Here is an 18,818-nt window from a genome sequence, read left to right on the forward strand (position 1 = left end):
TCGTGGTATCATCCCTGCAGCGTCTGCATCAGGGCTTCTTTGTTTTCATGCGGTGTCGTGGTGGGGCGGCCGAGATCGGCGCGTGAGCCGATTGCTGTGCGTATCTCCAGGAAGGAGAGCACGTCAGCGGTTTGGAGTTCGGCAAGCGCGCACGTAAGGTCATCCTTTGTATCTGCCGTCTGTATCGCCTGATAGCCGAGGGCCGCAGCGATGGCGGGGAAGTTGACACTGTGTGCTGCCGTCGGTGCACCGCCGACGCTCTCGTGTGCCTCGTTGTTGAGGAGGATGTGCACGAGATTCGTCGGGGCGGCTGCACCGATGGTTGCCATTGCACCCATGTGCATGAGTGCGGCGCCGTCGCCGTCGAGCACGATCACGCGCCACTCCGGGCGGTGGAGTGCGATGCCGAGGGCGATTGCCGCTGCATGGCCCATTGAGCCGACGGTGAGAAAGTCATGGGCATGATCCTCACCGCGCGCCTCCCTCAGCTCGAAGAGTTCACGCCCCGTTTTTCCCGTGGTCGCGACAATAATGGGGTCTCCCGCGGCAGCAAGGATCGTGGCGATTGCCTCCTCACGGCGCAGGGGGAAGTCATTTGTATATTTCCGCTTCGGATACGTGAGCGCCCCATCGCATACAAGAAGGGCGCACTGCCCGCCTGCCGCGAGATGCGTGCGTTGCTTCTCGATCCACTGTGCAACATCTGCAGGCGTTGTCTCCTGCGTGAGCACCATCGTATGAACGCCCATCGTCTCGAGCAGTGGTAGGCTGAGCCGCCCCTGCACGAGATGCTGCGGCTCATCGTGGAGATCGGGCTCGCCGCGCCAGCCAATGACAAAGATGCAGGGGATGCCGTAGACCTCCTCATGTAGCAGGGAGAGCAGGGGGTTGACGATGTTGCCGAGCCCGCTGTTCTGTAGGTAGACGAGCGGCGTCTTGCCCGTCGCGAGGTGATAGCCCGCCGCGAGCGCCGCTGCATTCCCCTCGTTTGCGGCGATCATATGCGTGGGGCTATTCGCGCCGTACATATCCATCAGACAGTCGACGAGCGGGCGCAGCTTCGAGTCCGGCACGCCCGCGTAGAACTCCGTACCGAGTGCAGAGATAAAATCATTGACGTTCATAGATGCTCCTTCTATGTGACTATGCCAGGTATATCGTCGGCCGGCGCTCGCCATAGTTTGCTACATTTCCTCCGGCAGGGGGAACATTTCTCCGTTGTTTCCGATCCCCTGCAGGAATTCCCGCACGCGCGGATAGAAGAATGCACGCAGTTCCGGGCTGTCGATCTCATAGCCAAGCTCTCCTTCATGCGTGCGCGGGTAGATGGCGACGCATGCTCCTTCGAGATTGACCGTGCCGTCCGTGAGAACCGCCTCCTCCGTATTGAGACGAAGTACATGTGTCAGGGAGCGCGCCGCGAGGAAGTAGGGCTTCGTCGGATAGAGCGAGTTACTGAATGCGACCTCACGACCCGTACCGCCGAATATTTTGGGCAGCACACCGTCCACATTTCCGCCGACGGGAAAGCCGAGGAGATGACTGAGTGCAGGGTAGATATCCACCGTACTCGTGAGCTCATCCGCGATGACACCCGCGGGCACACCCGCGCCGCGCATCATCCATGCCGCCCCCGTCAGATGCGTGCCCACAATGTCGTGTGGCTCACTGAAGATGGCAACCCCATGATCGGAGTAGAGATTCACGAGGTAGTCTTCGGGCGCATAGTGCTGCTCAAGATAGGCGAAGAGCGTACCGAGCGCACGATCCGTATCGCGGATGCTCTGCCAAAATGCACACTGACTCACCGCGTTCGGGCGCATATAGGGACTGGGCATAGACGGAGCCTCTGTGACGCGCTCTGCGAGGGAGAGATGCGCCTGTACGCTACTTGGGAGCTGATAGAGCGGCGACGGATACGGATGCACCTCGCTTGCGTGAAGCAGGAGAAAATGGTCGATATCGGGAAATGCCTCCAGATGGCGAATGACGCGCTCGACACCCTCATAGATCTGTGCGCGGTACATGGAGACAATGAGGCGGTCATAACCGCGCGCAATGCCGTTGTATACCCCGCCTCCAAATCCCATCAGCTGCGCTGTCGCATAGCCCGCCGTCCGCGCTCGCTCCGAGATCGTCACATCATCGGGACGAAGATCGATGGTGAATCTGTCATTGAAGATGCCGCTGTGCTGCGGATACATTCCCGTCTCGATCGCAGCGATTGACGGATAGGTGTACTCCGCCACGGAGAAGCACTGATCGAAGATCGTTCCCTTCTCAAAAAAACGGTGGGTCTGCGGCATTTTGTCGGCAAAAGAGTCGCGCAGCACAGTCCAAGGGAGTGCGTCAATGAGGAGGTTTAGCACGAATCTGCGCCGCGTGGGACTGTGCCCGATATGGATCGGTATACCAACGACAAAATCCTGCGCCGAAGAGAGTGTCGCACTCTGATTCAGACGGAAGAAATTCGGCGTTCCGATGTTCAGCCATGCCGTATCATCCAGCTCGTCCGTCTGTATGCGAAGCTGCTGTGCCTCCTGCACATCCAGCAGAGGGAGAACTGTTCCGAGGACGGGGAGGATCACCTCCTCCTGCGGAGCAAGCTGCAGATCGGCACGCCCTGGCACCTGCTGTGCACGGATGAGATCGAATGTGAAGTCGCCGCCGCCGAAATAGGAGAGACCTGGTGCGTTGCGGAGCGCGTCGATCTGCCACACGTGATCGCCCTGCATCCCCTGCTCTGCATAGACGCCGACGTAGTAGGGCGGTTCGATGTGGGAGCTGACGGGCAGCGTCTCGCCGAGAAAAAGCGCGTCGCGCTCGACCAGTCCCTCCTCCGGGTTATAGCCCATGCGCGTGCCAAATGGAGCGTAGGACGGCGCGGACATGGCAATAGAGAGACGGTCGAGTGCATGTGTGTTCAATGCTGCGCGCGGAAGATTGAGCGCGAGGGGGATGCCGCAGCCGGTCAGATAGCCCTGCATGACGAGCGCATCTGTATAGCGGCCGAGCGTCTTGTACGAACGGGCAAGTATCTCCCAGACGGCGGGGCTCATGGGACGGACGCGATAGGATCGCTCGGCACAGAGCGTTGCGGTCTCCGCATCTCCGTGATGGAGGAGATACTGTGCAGCAAAGATGTCCGCACGCTCGGATTCCGGTGCAGCCTCTCGATATGCCGCGAGCTGCACGAGGAAATCATCGTCGTATGCGCCGCGCTCCGAGCGCGCGAGGAGATCGTAAAAGAGCGCAGAGGCGCGCTCGTTATTTCGCCAGAATATGGTGAAATCGTCCGTCATACGGCCGTCCTTTCCGTCGATTTGGCTCATACCTGCTCCGGCAGGGGAAAGCTTTCCCCGTTGCTTGCGATCCTCTTCAGGAATTCGCGCACACGCGGATAGAAGAACGCACGCAGCTCCTCACTGTCCACCTCATAGCCTGCTTTACGTTCATGGTCACGCGGATAGATGGCGACCTTCGCCTTTGCGATATCGACCGTTCCGTCCATTGCGACCGCTTCCTCCGTCTCAAGGCAGAGGGTATGCGTCACCGAGCGTACCGCGAGGAAATAGGGCTTTGTCGGGAAGAGTGAGTTGCTGAACGTGATCTCACGTCCCGTTCCGCCGAATGCGCGCGGCACAGCGCCGTCGATATAGTCATCCACGGGGAAACCCAGCAGATGTCCCAGTGTCGGATAGATGTCCACGGGACTTGTCAGCTCATTTGAGACCACGCCCGTAGGGATGCCTGCTCCACGCATCATCCACGTTGCCCCTGTGAGAAACGGATCCACAATGTACGGCTGCTCGCTGAAGATCGAAACGCCGTGATCGGAGTAGAGATTTACAATATACTCATCTGGAGCATAGTTCTGCTCCAAATAGGAAAAGAGCATGCCAAGCGTCCGGTCAAGCTCCCGCACGCCCAGCCAGAATGCCTCCTGATTCAGGGGACAGGGGCGCAGATACGGGCTCGGCGGGGTCTCGATCGTCTCGGTCATGCGTTCTGCAAGCGGCAGACGCGCCTGTGCGGCTGTCGGATATTGGAACATTGGAGAAGGCCAGGGGTGCACATCGGAGGAGTGAACGAGGATGAAATTATCAGCATCCCCCATGCTCTCGAGCTGGCGAATAACGCGTTCCATGGCTTCATAGTTCTGCTGTCGATAGGGTGAGATCAGGAAACGGTCATAGCCGCGCGTTGCACCGTTGTATATGCCGTCGCCAATACCCATGAGATTTGCCGTCGCATAGCCGGCGCTGCGCATCCGTTCAGAGAGCGTCACATAGTCTTCGGGCAGCGTAACGGTAATCTTGTTGTTGAAGAGTTGACTGTGCTGCGGATACATTCCCGTTTCAATTGTGGCAAAGGACGGGTAGGTATACTCTGCCACGGAGAAATGCTGATCGAAGATGAGTCCTTGCGCGAAAAAGCGTGCCGTCTGCGGCATCTGCTCCGCAAAACAGCTGCGGAGTATCTGCCACGGCATCGCATCGGCAAGAATATTCAGGACGAGACGGGGGCGTGACGATTTTCTGCCCACCGGGATTGGTCGACCTACAAGAAAATCCTGCTCCGAGGTGAAGTCGGTCGACTCATTCAGTCGAAAGTAGTTCGGGGTTGCCACGTTCAGCCACCCGAGCTCGTTGATGTGGTCGGTACGCACACGGATGCGCTGCGGATCGCGCATTCCATACGCGGGGAGCACCGTCCCAATGATGGGGAGCACGACTTCCTCCCCGGGATCCAGTTCAATATGCGCCGCACCCGGGGCACGCTGTGCACGAAGCACATCGAAGGTGAAATCTCCTGCGCCGAAATATGTAACGCCAAAAGCGTTGCGCAGCGTGTTCAGCTGCCATGCCTTATCGCCCTGAAGACCTTGCTCGGCATAGACACCGACATAGTAGAGCGGCGCAATATGCGGTGAGATGGGGAGAAATTCCCCTGCAAAAACACCGCCCTCCGTCGTAATCCCCTTTTCCGGATTATAGGATGCACGTGTCGCCATTGGCCCAAAACCCGGACGGGACAGCATGATGGACAGGCGATCGAGCGCCTCCTCTGTAATTGCCTCTGAGGGGTAGTCTTCGACTGCAATCGGAACATTATAGAGCTGTGCAGAATGCCCCTGCATGACGAGTGCATCTGCATAGCGTCCGAGCGCCTTGTACGCAGGGGAGAGCACAGACCAGACCGCATGCTGGACAGGCCGTGCGCGATAGGATCGCTCGGCACAGAGCGTTGCGGTCTCCGCATCTCCATGATGGAGGAGATACTGTGCAGCAAAGATGTCCGCACGCTCGGATTCCGGTGCAGCCTTCCGATATGCAGCCAGCTGCACGAGGAAATCATCGTCGTATGCGCCGCGCTCCGAGCGGTCGAGGAGATCGTAGAAGAGCGCATGGGCACGGTCGTTGTTCTGCCAGAATACGGTGAAATCGTCCATCATAGCCTCTTTTCCAAACACTAGGCTGGCCCGCCGAACCACGCGGGACGCGCTGCGCGCATCGCGGGCCAGAACTCGCCGTTGTTGGCCGTTTCTTTGACAAAGTCCCGCGCACGCGGCCAGAAGAATGCACGCAGCTCTGCGGAGTCGATGCGATGCGCTTCCTCGAGCTCATGTCCGCGTGGATAGATGCCGGTGCGCGTAATCATGAAGTCGGCCGTTCCGTCCTCGTCAACGACCTCTTGTGTCTCCAGGCGCAGCACGTGCTCATGCGTGCGTACAGCGAGCTTATATGTCTGTCCTGGATATTGGGAGGCACTGTACACGGCGTCACGTGTCGTCCCGCCGAAGATGGCGGGAAGCTGGCCGTCAATATCGTCTGTGACGGGGTATCCGCAGAGTTTTCCAAGGGTGGGGTAAATGTCAATGGAGCTGGTGAGGTCATTGACGGTCACGCCCTCCGGCACACCGGCACCGCGCATCATCCACGCAGCGCTGGTGGAGCACTCGCTGATGACGTCGATGATGCCCGTCGAGGTGCTTCCGAATATGGCAATGCCGTGATCGGAGTAGAGGTTCACGAGGAATTCATCCTCTGTGAAATGATCCTCCAGGTAGGCGAGTAAAAGGCCAAGATTGCGGTCGGTCTGCTGCAGCCGTTCGAGATACTGCTCCTGATAGATTTTGAGGCTGGGCAAGCGAACGCTTGCCGTGTTTGCATCATGAGGGAAGAACCGCTCCGAGAGAGGCAGGTGGGTCTCGACGGCGGTATCGAATTTGAATCCGATGGCATTGTACGGATGTATGTCAAGTATATCGAGAAAGAGAAATTGGTCTGCTTCATCGAATGCCCGGATGTGACGAATTGCGGAGTCCGCGCCAAAGGAGGAGTTCAGTATCCAGGAAGCAGCAATTGCGCGATCGAATCCACGCAACACACCATGAGAAATGCCCTGTGTGGATGCTGCCGGAGCCGCGCAGTAGTAGCCGAGCGCGCTCATGCGTTCCGCGATGGTCGGCATGTTCCGCGGGAGCTCACCCCCGGCCTTTATGTTGAATATCTGCGTATGATGGGGATAACAGCCGGTCTCGATGGCGGGGTGCGCGGGCAGTGTGTACTCTGAGGTCGAGAAATGCTGATCGAAGATCACGCCGCGGGAGAAGAAACGCATGATGTTCGGCATATGTGTCGCCGCATAGGGGCGTGTCGCAGCCCATGACAGACCATCGATGAACAGATTCAGGACAACCTTGCGCCGCTGCGGGCTGTGCCCGAGGCGGATCGGAGTGCCCACAGCGTAGGGCGTATCCTCCGCGGAGCGGAGGGCAGTGTCCTCGCTGAGGCGGAAGTAGCTGAATGCCCATTTGCCGAGTGGAGTTTCCTGCGCGCCGCCCGATGCGGTGGTTACGGAGAGCGGCTGGTTTACTGCAGTTCCAGCGATCGGGATGATCGCCTCCGTGCCGGGAGGGAGCTGAATATTCGTTGTGCCGCGCACCTCCGTTGCCTTTTGCAGGTTGAAGAAGAACTCATGATGCTCGTAGCGGGAAAACGCATCCGTATGGCGCAGTGCGGACAGCATATGGCTGTGATCGGACAGACAGGAGTTTTCCGTATAAACGGCACTCCAAAAACGTGCGCTGTCGGGCGGCATCGTGAGCGGAATCTCCTCGCCGATAAAGATATCGGGACGAAAGTGCAGCGCTCCGTTCTCTAGGCAGGCACGGCCAGTCGAATTGGGCGTATACAGGCCGTTCCCCATGGCAAGGGAAAGACGCCCCAAGCCCTCCTTTACATCGGTCTCCGGCAGATTGATTACAGGTTTCGGTGCACCATAGAGGCCATAAGCACGGCCCTGTATTTCGAGCGCCTCCATCTCCCGATGGAGGGCTTTGTAAGCGGCAGCGAGGACCTTCCAGACCTCAAGATTGATGCTGCGTTTTCGATAGGCGCGCTCACCGCAAATAACTGCGGATTCTGCATCGCCATGCGCAAGTAAATAGCGTGTGGCAAAGATGTCCGCACGCTCGGATTCCGGTGCAGCCTCCCGATATGCAGCCAGCTGCACGAGGAAATCATCGTCGTATGCGCCGCGCTCCGAACGCGCGAGAAGATCGTAAAAGAGCGCAGAGGCATGCTCATCATTGCGCCAGAATATGGTGAAATCGTCCGTCATACGGCCGTCCTTTCCGTCGATTTGGCTCATACCTGCTCCGGCAGGGGAAAGCTTTCCCCGTTGTTTGCAATCTCGCGCACGAAATCGCGGGCGCGCGGGTAGAAGAACGCGCGCAGCTCTGGGGAATCCATCGCGTAGCCTTCCTCGCGTTCATGTCCGCGCGGATAGATCCCGACCTGAGCCTCTGCGAAGTCAACCGTACCGTCATCCTCGGTATAGCCACGCGTCTCAAGGCGCAGCGCATGCGTGTGTGTACGTACGGCGAGCTTGAACGTCTGTCGCGGGAAGATCGAGAGACTGTAAACTGCGTCTCGTGGGGTGCCGCCGAACACGGCGGGCAGATTGCCGTCGATGTCCTCGGCGACTGGGAAGCCTGAGAGATGTGCGAGCGTCGGATAGATGTCTGCAATGCTCGTCAGCTCGTCTGCGACCAATCCCTTTGGAATGCCCGCACCGCGCATCATCCATGCTGCGCGCGTCGAGTTCTCTCCGATGATATCAATGACGCCGCCCGTCGGCGTTGTGAATACGGAATTTCGGCGTGCCCACGGCATAGAGGGCAGCATCTGTGCCCGTCAGACGGGTTGTCTCCGTGAGGCGAAAATGACTGAATGCCCATTTCCCAAGATATGCTGCTGCGGGCGGCATATGCTCGCTCTCGATCTGCAGCTCCTGCAGGTACTGTGTTCCTGCGACGGGGAGGATGACCTCCATTCCCTCCGGAATCTCGATCGTCACCGTGCCACGGATTTCTTCCGCACGCTGCAACTGGAACGGGAAATCACGCTGCATCTTGTCGACAAAGACGGACGAATGACGTATTTCCTCGATGAGGGCACTCTTGTCTGAGAGAAAGGCGTTTTCGACATAGGCACCGACCCAGTGGCGCGCACATCCTTCGGGTGGTGTCAGCGGCAGATGCTCCCCGACAAACGCGTCGAGGATCATATATAACTCTCCGTCATTCAGTACGGCACGCGTCTGTGACAGCGGCGCACCCGTGCCAAGCCCCGTGGCGACGGAGAGGCGGTTCAGCCCCTCGATGCCGCCGCGATGGAGCAGCCCCCCATTGGAATCTCCGGCGTGAGATACCGGCCGTGCGCATAGCCGTACATTGTGAGGGCGTCCACCGTGCGCCCCAGCCTTGTGTAGATCTCAGCAAGCAGAGTCCAAACCATATAGTTCACGGGGCGTCGGGCATACGCGCGCTCCGCGCAGATGACGGCATTCTCTGCATCACCGTGGTGGAGGAGGTACTGTGCAGCGAAGATATCTGCGCGTTCTGAATCCGGCGCAGCCTCCCGATAGGCGGCAAGCTGCGCGAGGAAATCATCGTCGTATGCGCTGTGCTCTGCGCGGTCGAGGAGATCGTAAAAGAGCGCAGAGGCGTGCTCATCATTGTGCCAGAATACCGTAAAATCGTCCTGCATTTCTCCCTATCCCCTCACATGGATTACGCGTTCAGCGCATCTTCAAACACGCGGAAAAAGCCCGCAATGTCCGTCTCGTCAATCGCACCGAGAGCGCAGAGGCGGAATGTCGCTGAGGTCTGCATCTTGCCCGGATAGATCGTATAGCCGCGCTCGTAGCAGTAGTCATGCACGCGCGTGAAGTCAAAGTCCGCCGACGGATATGCAACAGCGACCACCAGTCCCGACTGGAGCTCGCGCGGGATGACCTCCGTGAGACCGAGCCGTGCAAGCCCTGCGTGGATGGCGTCAATCGTGCGCGTGTGGCGTGCCCATTTTTTCGTTTCGCCCTCGGCAAAATACTCTGCGAGGGCGCGTTTTGCCGCATAGACGGTCTGCACGGGCGGGGTAAAGCGCATCTCGCCCGTCTGCTCGAATCCCTCGTACTGCATGACGAGGTTTGTGTAGTACGAGCGCACGGGATACGCCTTTGCTGCATCGAGGACGGATTTTTTTGCGAGCACAAACGAAAGCCCCGTCATGCCCTGAATGCCCTTCTGCGCCGAGGACATACATACATCGACGTTCATTTCGTCGACGCTGAATGGGATCATGGCGTAGGTTGAGATCGTGTCCGCGATCATGACCGCGCCGTGCGCATGGGCAAGCGCACCGATCTCCCGTACGGGATTGAGGATGCCCGTACCCGTTTCCTGATGCGTTGTGTAGACGGCAGTGATGTCGGGATGCTCGATGAGTGTGCGCTCGACCGCAGCGAGATCGGGCAGCCCGTCGATTGGGAATTTCAGGTCGATATGCGGCACAGAGTAGGCACGCGCCATCTCTGCCGCCCGCGCGGAATAGGCTCCGTTGTTGACAATGAGGAGCTTTCCGTCAGCGGGGATGAGCGAGCTGACGCACGCGTCCATGCAGAGCGTACCCGAGCCGCAGAAAAGGACGGTCGTCCAGTCCGCAGGATCGGCATGGACAACCTTTAATAAATCCGTGCCAAGTTCGCGCATCAGTGCGCCAAACTCCCGCTCGCGCGGGCAGATGTCGGGGACGATCTGCGCCATCTTGACCGTGTCGGTCGTGGTCGCCGGTCCCGGGTTGAGGAGGATATTTCTCTGTATGTTCATAGTTTATTTCCGATACATAAATACGTTGAATACAAACGGGGTGTTCCAATACCCCTCCATCTCGATGGCGGGGTATTCGATGCAGAGGTTGTGTGCGCGTGCAAAATCCTCGAAGAAGGCGCGGCGGTAGAAGAACTTGCTGAGCCCCTTGTAGCGCTCATCGTAGTCGGGGATGGTGGCGCGGCGGTAAGCGAGGAAATCCTCCTCCTTCGCCGCATCGTGGAGATCAATCAGTCCGATTGCACCCGTCGTTTTCTCCAGCATGCGCGTGAGCACACGCGCGGCAAAGTCCTCGCTCGGGAAATAGGAAAAGACGCTGTTCGAGAGCGCAGCGTCGTATTTGAGCGTGGTATCGAACGCGTCTGCCTCACCGCAGGTCAGCTCGCGTGCCCCGGGGAGTACCCTGCGCGCGGTCTCGACGAGGGTGGCGGCGTAGTCCGTGCCGCCGACGACGATGCCCTCACGCTGCATGAGGTAGAGGTTCGCTCCCGCGCCGCATCCGACATCGTAGACGCTCATGCCCGGCGAGAGGTGCAACAGCTCTACAATCCGCCGCCCCTGCATGAGCAGCGAGTCGAGGGGAATGCCGCCGTCCACAACGTCAAATCCGTTGAGGCGCTTCAGTTCGAGGAATACATCCTGCCAGTCGCCCGAGAGGGCGACCTCCGCTGCCTGCCGCCGGTTCCAGACGGCTTTCCATTCATTGCTCACTATACCACCTCAATCAGTCGAATGATATCCTTGATCGGCAGCAGCGTGCTGTCGATCTCGTGTGCGCGGTGGTGCGTGAGGATGGAGCGCGCCGCGTTCTCCATCGCGGGGAAGGCACTGCGCGTGAGCTGGTTCGCGTAGATGACGATGCGCACGCCGTGCGCTGCGAGCTCTGCCTCCGTGATCGTGTTGTAGGAGGAGGGTACGGCGACAATGGGGACATTCGGATGCTTCGCACGGAAGCTGTCGCAGAATGCAATGACCTCGTCGGGCGATTTCGCGCGCGAGTGGATCATGATGCCGTCCGCACCCGCCGCAACGTAGCCCTCCGCGCGTGCGAGGGCATCGTCAAGACCCTTTTCGAGGATCAGGCTCTCGATGCGCGCGATGATCATGAACTCCTCTGTGCGCTGTGCCGCCTTGCCCGCCGCGATCTTCTCGGAGAAATTCTCGATCGTGTCCTGTGTCTGTGCGACCTCCGTGCCGAAGAGGGAGTTGCGCTTCGCGCCCGTCTTGTCCTCGATGATGACGGCAGAGACGCCGAGGCGCTCGAGGGTACGGACGTTGTAGGCAAAATGCTCCGCTGTGCCGCCCGTGTCCATGTCGAGGATGATGGGCTTCGTCGTGACATCCATGACCTCATTGATGGTCTGGATGCGGTCGGAGAGGTCGACGAGCTCGATGTCAGGCTTGCCGCGCGAGGTCGAGTCGCACAGGCTCGAGATCCACATGGCGTCGAACTGGTCAAGCCCACCGTCGCTCTCGACGACAGTCTTCTCCGCAATGAGCCCCGTGAGCCCGTTGTGCACCTCGATTGTCTTGACGATCGGCACGATCGCAAGGAGACGGCGGAGTCTCCCGCGCCGCGCCTCGGGCATTGCGAGCTGCTCGCGCATGCGCCAGTCGATGTTGCGTACCTCGGCGTTTTCGGTGTACGGCGGCTCGATGAGCTGACCGCCATAGCGCGCAAGGCATACGCATACGTTCTTGCGGATGGAGGACTCGGGTCCCTGCGCCCAGTTGCTCCCGTGCACGACGTAGTCGGGGCGCAGGCGGTCAATGATCTCGTCGTACATGATATGCTCCTGCACGACGACCTCTGCGACCTCGGGGAGCACGCGGATCATCTCCATGCGCTCTTCGAGCGTCTTCGTCGGAAAGCGGTTGTAGCGCACCATCTCCGGATCGGAGAGCACGCCGACCGTGACCTCGCCGAGCTCCGCCGCCGCACGCAGGAGGTTCCGATGCCCCTCGTGGATGATGTCGGTGCAGAAGCAGGTATATACTTTCTTCATTCTTTGTTTCCCTCTATTCCCATGATATCGTATTTCTGAGCCTCCCCCGTCTTGACGGGGGAAGCTGATTTGAGATTCCATCCGACCACGATACTAAACGCTCTTTATCCGCTCCTCGAGTGCCCGCAGCTCCTCCACTGTGTCGATCTCCCACACGTCCTCGCGCGTGCACTCCCTGATGTGCACGGAGAACTCGGGCAGATAGTATTTCAGTGCAATCTCGTCCCAGTAGAGCTGACGATAGCATTCCTCGCGGTAAAGCTCGTTTGCACACGCTGCAAGGCGCCGTCCGTCCTCTGCCGTCCAGTAGGACAGCCCGAGCATCTGGTGGCAGGGATGGTCGCTCGCCGTGTCGATGTGTGTGATCTTCCCCGCCGCGTCCGTATCGAAGCACCAGTCGTCCGTCGCCTCCACGGGGAAGGCAATGTAGTTCGTGCGCTCCTGCGTGGGGGTGATGACTGCGGGATTTGCAAGGAAGAGGTCGCCCTCGATGACGTAGCTGTCCTCGAGCAGCCCATCACGCCCCGCGAGCGCAATCGAGGAGATGTTGTTCGCCGTCTCCCAGTCGGGATTGTCGATGTAGGCGAGGTGCGGATACGCCGCGTGCAGCGCGTCAAACGCCGCCCCGCAGTAGCCCCGCACAATAGTAATCGACGAAATCCCCGCCGCGTTAAGTGCATCGAGAATGGTTGTGATAATTGGCGTGCCGTTCACGGGCACGAGCGGCTTCGGCACGCGATCCGTCAGCGGCGCGAGACGCGTCCCGCGTCCCGCTGCGAGGATCACGGCGCGCGTCACACGATGCGCACCCATCAGGCGAGCCCCATGCGCCGCATCGTCTTGCGCAGCGTCTTCTCCGCGATGTGCGTGGCACGCTCCGCGCCCTTTGCAATCTCCGCGTCGAGATACGCCTTGTCCTCCATCAGCCGCGCGTAGTTCTCTCGGATCGGGCGCAGCTCCTCGGCGACCACCGTGCCGACAGTGGTCTTGAAGTCGCCGTAGCCCTTGCCCGCGAACTCCGCCGTGATCTCCTCCATCGAATTGCCCGTGATCGCCGCGTAAATCGTCATTAGATTGTTAATGCCATCCTTGCCCTCACGGAACGCGACCTCCGCCTCGCTGTCCGTCACGGCGGACTTGAATTTCTTGAGGATTGTCTTCTCATCGTCGAGAATGTAAATCGTCGCCTTTGCGTTCTCGTCCGATTTGCTCATCTTTGCCGTCGGCTCCTGTAGGCTCATGACGCGCGCGCCCGCCTTCGGGAAATAGCCCTCAGGCAGGCGGAACGTCTCGCCGTAGACGTGGTTGAAGCGCGCTGCGACATTGCGCGTGAACTCGAGGTGCTGCGTCTGATCTGCGCCGACGGGCACGTAGTCCGCCTGATAGAGCAGGATGTCGCCCGCCATCAGCGCGGGGTACGTGAACAGACCCGCGTTGATGTCCTCGGGGTGCTTCGCCGACTTGTCCTTGAACTGCGTCATGCGCGAGAGATCGCCGAACGGGCTGAGACAGGACAGCATCCAGCCCATCTGCGCGTGCGCGGGCACGTGGCTCTGGATGAAGACGAGGCTCTCGTCGGGATCGAGCCCGCACGCGAGGAGCAGCGCGAACGCCTCACGGCTCGCCTTGCGCCGTGCAGCAGGCTCGTGGTACACCGTCAGCGCGTGCAGATCGGCGACAAAATAATAGCAGTCATACTCCTCCTGCAAGCGCCGCCAGTTCTTCACCGCGCCGAGATAGTTGCCGAGGGTGAATGTGCCGGTGGGCTGGATGCCGCTCAGAATAATCTTGCGGCGGGGGGTGACTGCGTTCGTGTCGTTCATGACGTACCTTCCTTTATCTGTAGAATGTTTCTCCATTATATACCATTAAAGCGGTATAAGCAAAGGAAGAATCGCCTGTGCCTGTGCGCAGGTATCCGCAGCAGCAAAATGTGAAATTTTCCTACCAAGGATCAACAAAGCCTCGCTGAATTTCATACAAATCCCTCCTGATTTATTTTCCAACAAAAAAGACTGCTGCACAAATGTTTCGTACAGCAGTCCCTGCTTTTTATTTATTTAGCCAACCGCGTGCCCCAGAAGCTCGCGCGTATGGTTGGCGACGTCCTCAGGGGTGATGTCGGTGCGGCGTGCGACGCCGGTGTCGAGCGCTGCCTTTGCAACGGCGGCAGCGACGGTGGGCGCAACGCGCGGGTCGAGCGGGCTGGCGATGATGTTGGTCTCGTTGAGCTCGCTCTCGGAGATGAGGGAGGCGATCGCATCTGCGGCGGCGATCTTCATCTTATCGTTGATCTCCTTGGCACGCACGTCGAGCGCACCGCGGAAGATGCCTGGGAATGCGAGGAGGTTGTTGACCTGGTTCGGGAAGTCGGAGCGACCCGTGCAGACGATGCGCGCGCCCGCCGCCTTTGCCTCGTCGGGCAGGATTTCGGGGACGGGGTTCGCCATCGCCATGATGACGGGATCCGGATTCATGCTCTTGATCATCTCGGGGGTGAGGCTGCCCGGCGCGGAGACGCCGATGAAGATGTCCTTGCCCTTGATAATCTGTGCGAGGGTGCCCTTTTCCTTCTGACGGTTGGAGACCTTTGCGAGGCTGTCCTTGTACGGGTTCATGTTCTCCGTGCGCCCCTCGTAGACCGCACCTGTGGTGTCGCAGAGGACGACGGTCTGGATGCCGTAGGAGAAGAGGAGGCGCGCAATTGCCTGTCCCGCCGCGCCCGCACCGTTGATGACGATCTTCGCCGTGCGCAGATCCTTTTCGAGGTACTTGTACGCGTTGAGAAGCGCGGAGACGACGACGATGGCGGTGCCGTGCTGGTCGTCGTGGAAGACGGGGATGTCGAGGGTCTTCTTGAGCTCGTTCTCGATGTCAAAGCACTGGGGCGCCTTGATGTCCTCGAGGTTGATGCCGCCGTAGGTGGGGGCGATGAGCTGGCAGACCTTGACGACGTCCTCGACCTTCTGGCTGTTCACACAGACGGGGACGGAGTCGACGCCCGCAAAGCCCTTGAAGAGAATGGACTTGCCCTCCATGACGGGGAGACCTGCGCCCGCGCCGATGTTGCCGAGGCCGAGGACGGCGGTGCCGTTCGTGACGACGGCGACCATGTTGCCCTTGGTCGTGTAGTCGTAGATCTTGTCCGGGTTATCCTTGATCGCGAGGCACGGTGCCGCGACGCCCGGCGTATAGGCGCGGCTGAGGTCGTCGCGCGTGGCGATGGGGACGGTCGGGGTGATCGCGAGTTTGCCGTGATGGCGCTCGTGGAGCTCAAGTGCCTCTGCATCAAATTTACTTGCCATGATGAATCTTCCTTTCTGCGGGAAATCTCCCGTTTGCTCTCCTTGGGCAATGCACAGTACAGTGCCCTGTTATGTTGATGATATATGATTTGTTTAAAAAACGCTGATAGTGATAGGGCAGCTTTGGCCTACGGTATATGAGCTTCCCCCGCCGGAGTGGGGGAAGTGGCGCACATCGTGCGCCGATAGGGGCGCCAGTGACGATCGCGACTTTCTTACGATAGAGAAATATACGTCGCCCAAAGCGCCCCTTCCACCATGCTTCGCATGGTCCCCCTCCCCCGTAGCAACGGGGGAGGCTTTTATCGCCCTACTCCCCTTTGCCGGGGCTGCCGCTGCGTGCCGGCGCATCACTGTCTGCGCGCGAGGAGCGCTGCGATGGCTGTTCGGCGGAGTCGGATGCGCTCTGACGCGAGCTTGCGTGGCGCGTGTCGGAGGAGCTTGTCGTCTCGCTCGCACGGCCGGGACGCGTGGTGCGTTCGTCCGATGTGTCGCGCCCGTTTGTGCGCGTGCGGTCGTTACTGCTGCGCGTGTCCTTCGCGTCGGTATCGTCCTTGTCGGAGGACTTTTTGCGGCTGCGTGCATCGAGCGCCTCGTCCGCACTGACGGCGCGTCCGACGGAGGTATCTCCTGCGGGCAGCTCGGTGGCGTCTGCGGGGATGGACTCCTCGTACTCACGCACGGCGCGCTCCATGCGGCTGCGCTCGGTACTCGTGAGGGTGACGCCGAGGGCGTTCGCCATGCCGCGCCGCAGCTGAGCCATGTCGGGGATCCAGTAGCTCACCTCGTCGATGTAGAGTGGGCGGCCGGGCACCATCTCGGTGCGGAGCCCCTTTGCCTGCGACTCCTTGAGCGTGCCGATGAACTCGAGCATCTGGCGGACGCTGAGGTCGGTTTTTACGCTGTCGATGACACTGGAGATGATCGCGGGCAGGCGCGGCAGGATGGCGGGTGTGGTGACGGCGTCGACGCAGGCGCGCATGAATTTCTGCTGGCGCTTGACGCGGCCGATGTCGCCCTCCTCGTCGCGGTAGCGCACGTAGGTGACGGCGGTCTTGCCGTCCATGTGCTGCATCCCTGGGCGCAGGTCGATGATGAGCCCGCCGTCGTCATCCCACGGATCCTCGTAGTACATGCGCTTCTCGACGTCGATGTCGATACCGCCGATGGCATCTACGATCTTCTGAAAGGCGTGGACGTTGATGATGACGTAGTGGTCGATCTGTATGCCGAGGAAGTCCTCCACTGTACGCTGTGTGAGCTGTTCGCCCCCGTAGGCGTACGCGGCGTTGATCTTGTCGTAGCCGTTGCGCGGGATGGCGACGCGTGTGTCGCGCGGGATGGAGAGGAGCGAGGCCTCATTCTTTACAGGGTCGATGGTCGCGACCATGAGTGTATCGCTGCGCCCCACGTCGCCCTCGCGCTCGTCGACGCCCATAATCATGATCGTTGCCTTGTCCTTTGCCGTGAGCAGCTCCTCCTTGTGCTCCTTCTGCACGCGGTCGAGCAGGCTGCTCTGCGCGAAAAACGCGCCCGCGACGGCAGCGAGGACAAAGACGAGGATGGTTCCGAGCAGGACGTACGGCCAGACGCGTTTCTTCGTTGATTGTCTTTTCGGTGGTAATGTTGTCAAAACGGGATCGATCCTTTCCTCCCTTAGATGGATTCCCTACCTACGGATGTGTATTCAGCGCGGTGCGGTTGCGTTCCTGTGCACGCACTGCTAAAATAATCTCATCCGTTCAGTATCACATAATATATAGCAAACGCGCGGAATATGCAAGGTATACTTCAATAAGAATCTAGGAAGGACGCGGCTTCATGGGCGTTGAAATCGAACGAAAATTCAAGGTTGCCGATGATTTCCGACCGACGGGCGTCGGAATCTCAATGGCTCAGGGTTATCTCTCGCGCGATCCGAAGCGAACCGTACGAATCCGAATCGCAGGTATGCAGGGATACCTCACGATCAAGAGCGAAACGCACGGTGCGGCGCGGCTCGAATACGAGTATGAGATCCCCACAGAGGAGGCGCGGGAGCTGCTTGCGCTCTGCGAGCAGCCGCTCGTGGAGAAGACGCGCTACCGCGAGACCGTTGCGGGGCATGTCTGGGAGGTCGACGTCTTCCACGGCGCGAACGCGGGACTTGTCATCGCCGAGATCGAGCTCTCCTCTGAGGTGGAGACCTTCGTCCTGCCTGCATGGGCGGGCGCGGAGGTCACGGGCGAAAAGCGCTACTATAATTCCGCACTGATCGCACATCCCTACAATATATGGAGTGCGGAGGAGCGCGGAGATTGAGGCGGTGCCTTTCTGTGTATACTGTGGAAAACGATGAGGATAACAGGGGAAAAATCTGCGGGAGATTTCCACAAAGCTGTGGACAAATCCCCTAAGATATGCTACAAAATATAGAATTTGAGGGAGAAAATCATCCAATATATGGGGTTATCCACTATTTTATCCACATTATCCACAGAAATTGAAAAATCGTTCGCTAAAATTATGCACACTGTGTAAAAGACTGTTGATAAAGGCTTTTTCGGGCTTTTAAACAAATTTATCCACAGAGTTCTACACAGCAGGGGATAACTTTTTCGAGCTGTGGATTTCAGCAATTTACTACATGAGAGAGGGATTTTTACCAATGCAAGAATGGGAAATCTGCCTGCGCCTCGTGCTCTCCTGCGCGATGGGCGGCATCATCGGCTACGAGCGGCAGTTGCGGCACAAGTCGGCGGGGCTTCGGACGAATATGCTCGTTGCGCTCGGCTCCTGCCTCATCATGCTCATGTCGCAGGCGCTCTATGATAACGTCGAGGGGCGGACGAACGCTGACCCCGCGCGTCTCGCAGCGCAGGTCGTCAGTGGCATCGGCTTTCTCGGTGCGGGCGCAATCATGAAGGAGGGGCTGACCGTCACGGGGCTCACGACTGCCGCAACGCTCTGGGTTGTCGCAGGTGTTGGGCTTGCCGTTGGTGCGGGCTTCTACCTCAGCGCGGGCGTCACAACCGCAATCGTCTTCCTGATCCTCGGCAATCTCTCGCGCCTCGACGCGTGGGTCGACCACGACCACATGCTCTCGCTCTCCATCCATACCGTCGATCGGCCGGGGCAGATCATGCGCATCAGCGCCTGCATCGAGGATCTGCACCTGCGCTCGCGCGGCGTCAAGGTGAAGACCGACGAGGACGAGGCAGAGACGGGCGGCGAGCGGCGCGTCTACCTCAACTTCGAGGTGTACAACAGCGAGCATCTAAAGCCCACATTTATTGTAGACACCCTGCGCCAAATCGACGGCGTGCTGCGCGTGGATCTCGTGTGAGGATTGAC

Annotated in this window: 13 protein-coding genes and 1 pseudogene; 2 read left to right on the forward strand and 12 right to left on the reverse strand. The window is 59.5% G+C overall.

Going from position 1 to position 18,818, the window contains the following annotated elements; all coding sequences use genetic code 11:
- Window positions 1-8 precede the first annotated feature (8 nt).
- The 12 genes and pseudogenes from aepY to H1B31_RS02620 all read right to left on the reverse strand — a co-directional run bounded on the left by aepY (window position 9) and on the right by H1B31_RS02620 (window position 17,118).
- Window positions 9-1,124, reverse strand: a complete 1,116-nt coding sequence (aepY, locus tag H1B31_RS02565) for a phosphonopyruvate decarboxylase (protein WP_185980784.1) — start codon at window positions 1,122-1,124, stop codon at window positions 9-11.
- 60 nt (window positions 1,125-1,184) lie between these two features.
- Window positions 1,185-3,332: a sulfatase-like hydrolase/transferase gene (locus tag H1B31_RS02570; protein WP_226372135.1), complete on the reverse strand. Its 2,148-nt coding sequence runs from the start codon at window positions 3,330-3,332 to the stop codon at window positions 1,185-1,187.
- On the reverse strand, window positions 3,329-5,455 hold the full coding sequence (locus H1B31_RS02575) for a sulfatase-like hydrolase/transferase (RefSeq protein WP_185980785.1): 2,127 nt from the start codon (window positions 5,453-5,455) through the stop codon (window positions 3,329-3,331). Before H1B31_RS02575 ends, H1B31_RS02570 begins: the two co-directional genes overlap by 4 nt.
- A gap of 17 nt (window positions 5,456-5,472) precedes the next feature.
- Window positions 5,473-7,626, reverse strand: a complete 2,154-nt coding sequence (locus H1B31_RS02580; RefSeq protein ID WP_185981213.1) for a sulfatase-like hydrolase/transferase — start codon at window positions 7,624-7,626, stop codon at window positions 5,473-5,475.
- A 26-nt stretch (window positions 7,627-7,652) separates the two neighbouring features.
- Window positions 7,653-9,056, reverse strand: a pseudogene (locus H1B31_RS02585) (hypothetical protein).
- 23 nt (window positions 9,057-9,079) lie between these two features.
- A complete protein-coding gene (locus H1B31_RS02590) occupies window positions 9,080-10,174 on the reverse strand; it encodes a 2-aminoethylphosphonate aminotransferase (RefSeq protein ID WP_185980786.1) in 1,095 nt (364 codons plus the stop codon).
- A 3-nt stretch (window positions 10,175-10,177) separates the two neighbouring features.
- Window positions 10,178-10,885, reverse strand: coding sequence for a class I SAM-dependent methyltransferase (locus H1B31_RS02595; RefSeq protein ID WP_185980787.1), 708 nt, complete (start codon window positions 10,883-10,885; stop codon window positions 10,178-10,180).
- Window positions 10,885-12,180, reverse strand: a complete 1,296-nt coding sequence (gene aepX / locus H1B31_RS02600) for a phosphoenolpyruvate mutase (RefSeq protein WP_185980788.1) — start codon at window positions 12,178-12,180, stop codon at window positions 10,885-10,887. The genes H1B31_RS02595 and aepX overlap by 1 nt, the downstream gene beginning before the upstream one ends.
- 93 nt (window positions 12,181-12,273) lie before the next feature.
- Window positions 12,274-12,993 (reverse strand): phosphocholine cytidylyltransferase family protein, encoded by a 720-nt coding sequence (locus H1B31_RS02605; protein ID WP_185980789.1) that lies wholly within the window; start codon window positions 12,991-12,993, stop codon window positions 12,274-12,276.
- Window positions 12,993-14,003 carry a tryptophan--tRNA ligase gene (gene trpS / locus H1B31_RS02610; RefSeq protein ID WP_185980790.1) on the reverse strand — a complete coding sequence of 337 codons (1,011 nt, stop codon included), beginning with the start codon at window positions 14,001-14,003 and terminating at the stop codon, window positions 12,993-12,995. Before trpS ends, H1B31_RS02605 begins: the two co-directional genes overlap by 1 nt.
- A gap of 237 nt (window positions 14,004-14,240) precedes the next feature.
- Entirely contained in the window at window positions 14,241-15,485 is a 1,245-nt protein-coding gene (locus tag H1B31_RS02615; protein WP_009440741.1) for an NAD(P)-dependent malic enzyme, read from the reverse strand.
- 310 nt (window positions 15,486-15,795) lie between these two features.
- Window positions 15,796-17,118 carry an LCP family protein gene (locus tag H1B31_RS02620; RefSeq protein WP_185980791.1) on the reverse strand — a complete coding sequence of 441 codons (1,323 nt, stop codon included), beginning with the start codon at window positions 17,116-17,118 and terminating at the stop codon, window positions 15,796-15,798.
- 188 nt (window positions 17,119-17,306) lie between these two features.
- Here H1B31_RS02620 and H1B31_RS02625 point away from each other — a divergent pair, with 188 nt between their 5' ends.
- Entirely contained in the window at window positions 17,307-17,786 is a 480-nt protein-coding gene (locus H1B31_RS02625) for a CYTH domain-containing protein (protein ID WP_185980792.1), read from the forward strand.
- Window positions 17,787-18,132: 346 nt separating this feature from the next.
- Complete coding sequence (locus H1B31_RS02630) at window positions 18,133-18,810, forward strand: MgtC/SapB family protein (protein WP_009440738.1); 678 nt, start codon at window positions 18,133-18,135, stop codon at window positions 18,808-18,810.
- The last annotated feature ends 8 nt before the right edge of the window (window positions 18,811-18,818 follow it).

Source organism: Selenomonas timonae, assembly GCF_014250475.1.
Taxonomy (GTDB): domain Bacteria; phylum Bacillota; class Negativicutes; order Selenomonadales; family Selenomonadaceae; genus Centipeda; species Centipeda timonae.

What these genes read in the sequence shown, in the direction of transcription:
- H1B31_RS02605 (WP_185980789.1), bottom strand. Translation starts at nt 12,993, where the DNA reads ATGGGTGCGCATCGTGTGACGCGCGCCGTGATCCTCGCAGCGGGACGC.
- H1B31_RS02625 (WP_185980792.1), top strand. Translation starts at nt 17,307, where the DNA reads ATGGGCGTTGAAATCGAACGAAAATTCAAGGTTGCCGATGATTTCCGA.
- H1B31_RS02575 (WP_185980785.1), bottom strand. Translation starts at nt 5,455, where the DNA reads ATGATGGACGATTTCACCGTATTCTGGCAGAACAACGACCGTGCCCAT.
- aepX (WP_185980788.1), bottom strand. Translation starts at nt 12,180, where the DNA reads ATGAAGAAAGTATATACCTGCTTCTGCACCGACATCATCCACGAGGGG.
- aepY (WP_185980784.1), bottom strand. Translation starts at nt 1,124, where the DNA reads ATGAACGTCAATGATTTTATCTCTGCACTCGGTACGGAGTTCTACGCG.
- trpS (WP_185980790.1), bottom strand. Translation starts at nt 14,003, where the DNA reads ATGAACGACACGAACGCAGTCACCCCCCGCCGCAAGATTATTCTGAGC.
- H1B31_RS02615 (WP_009440741.1), bottom strand. Translation starts at nt 15,485, where the DNA reads ATGGCAAGTAAATTTGATGCAGAGGCACTTGAGCTCCACGAGCGCCAT.
- H1B31_RS02580 (WP_185981213.1), bottom strand. Translation starts at nt 7,626, where the DNA reads ATGACGGACGATTTCACCATATTCTGGCGCAATGATGAGCATGCCTCT.
- H1B31_RS02590 (WP_185980786.1), bottom strand. Translation starts at nt 10,174, where the DNA reads ATGAACATACAGAGAAATATCCTCCTCAACCCGGGACCGGCGACCACG.
- H1B31_RS02630 (WP_009440738.1), top strand. Translation starts at nt 18,133, where the DNA reads ATGCAAGAATGGGAAATCTGCCTGCGCCTCGTGCTCTCCTGCGCGATG.
- H1B31_RS02570 (WP_226372135.1), bottom strand. Translation starts at nt 3,332, where the DNA reads ATGAGCCAAATCGACGGAAAGGACGGCCGTATGACGGACGATTTCACC.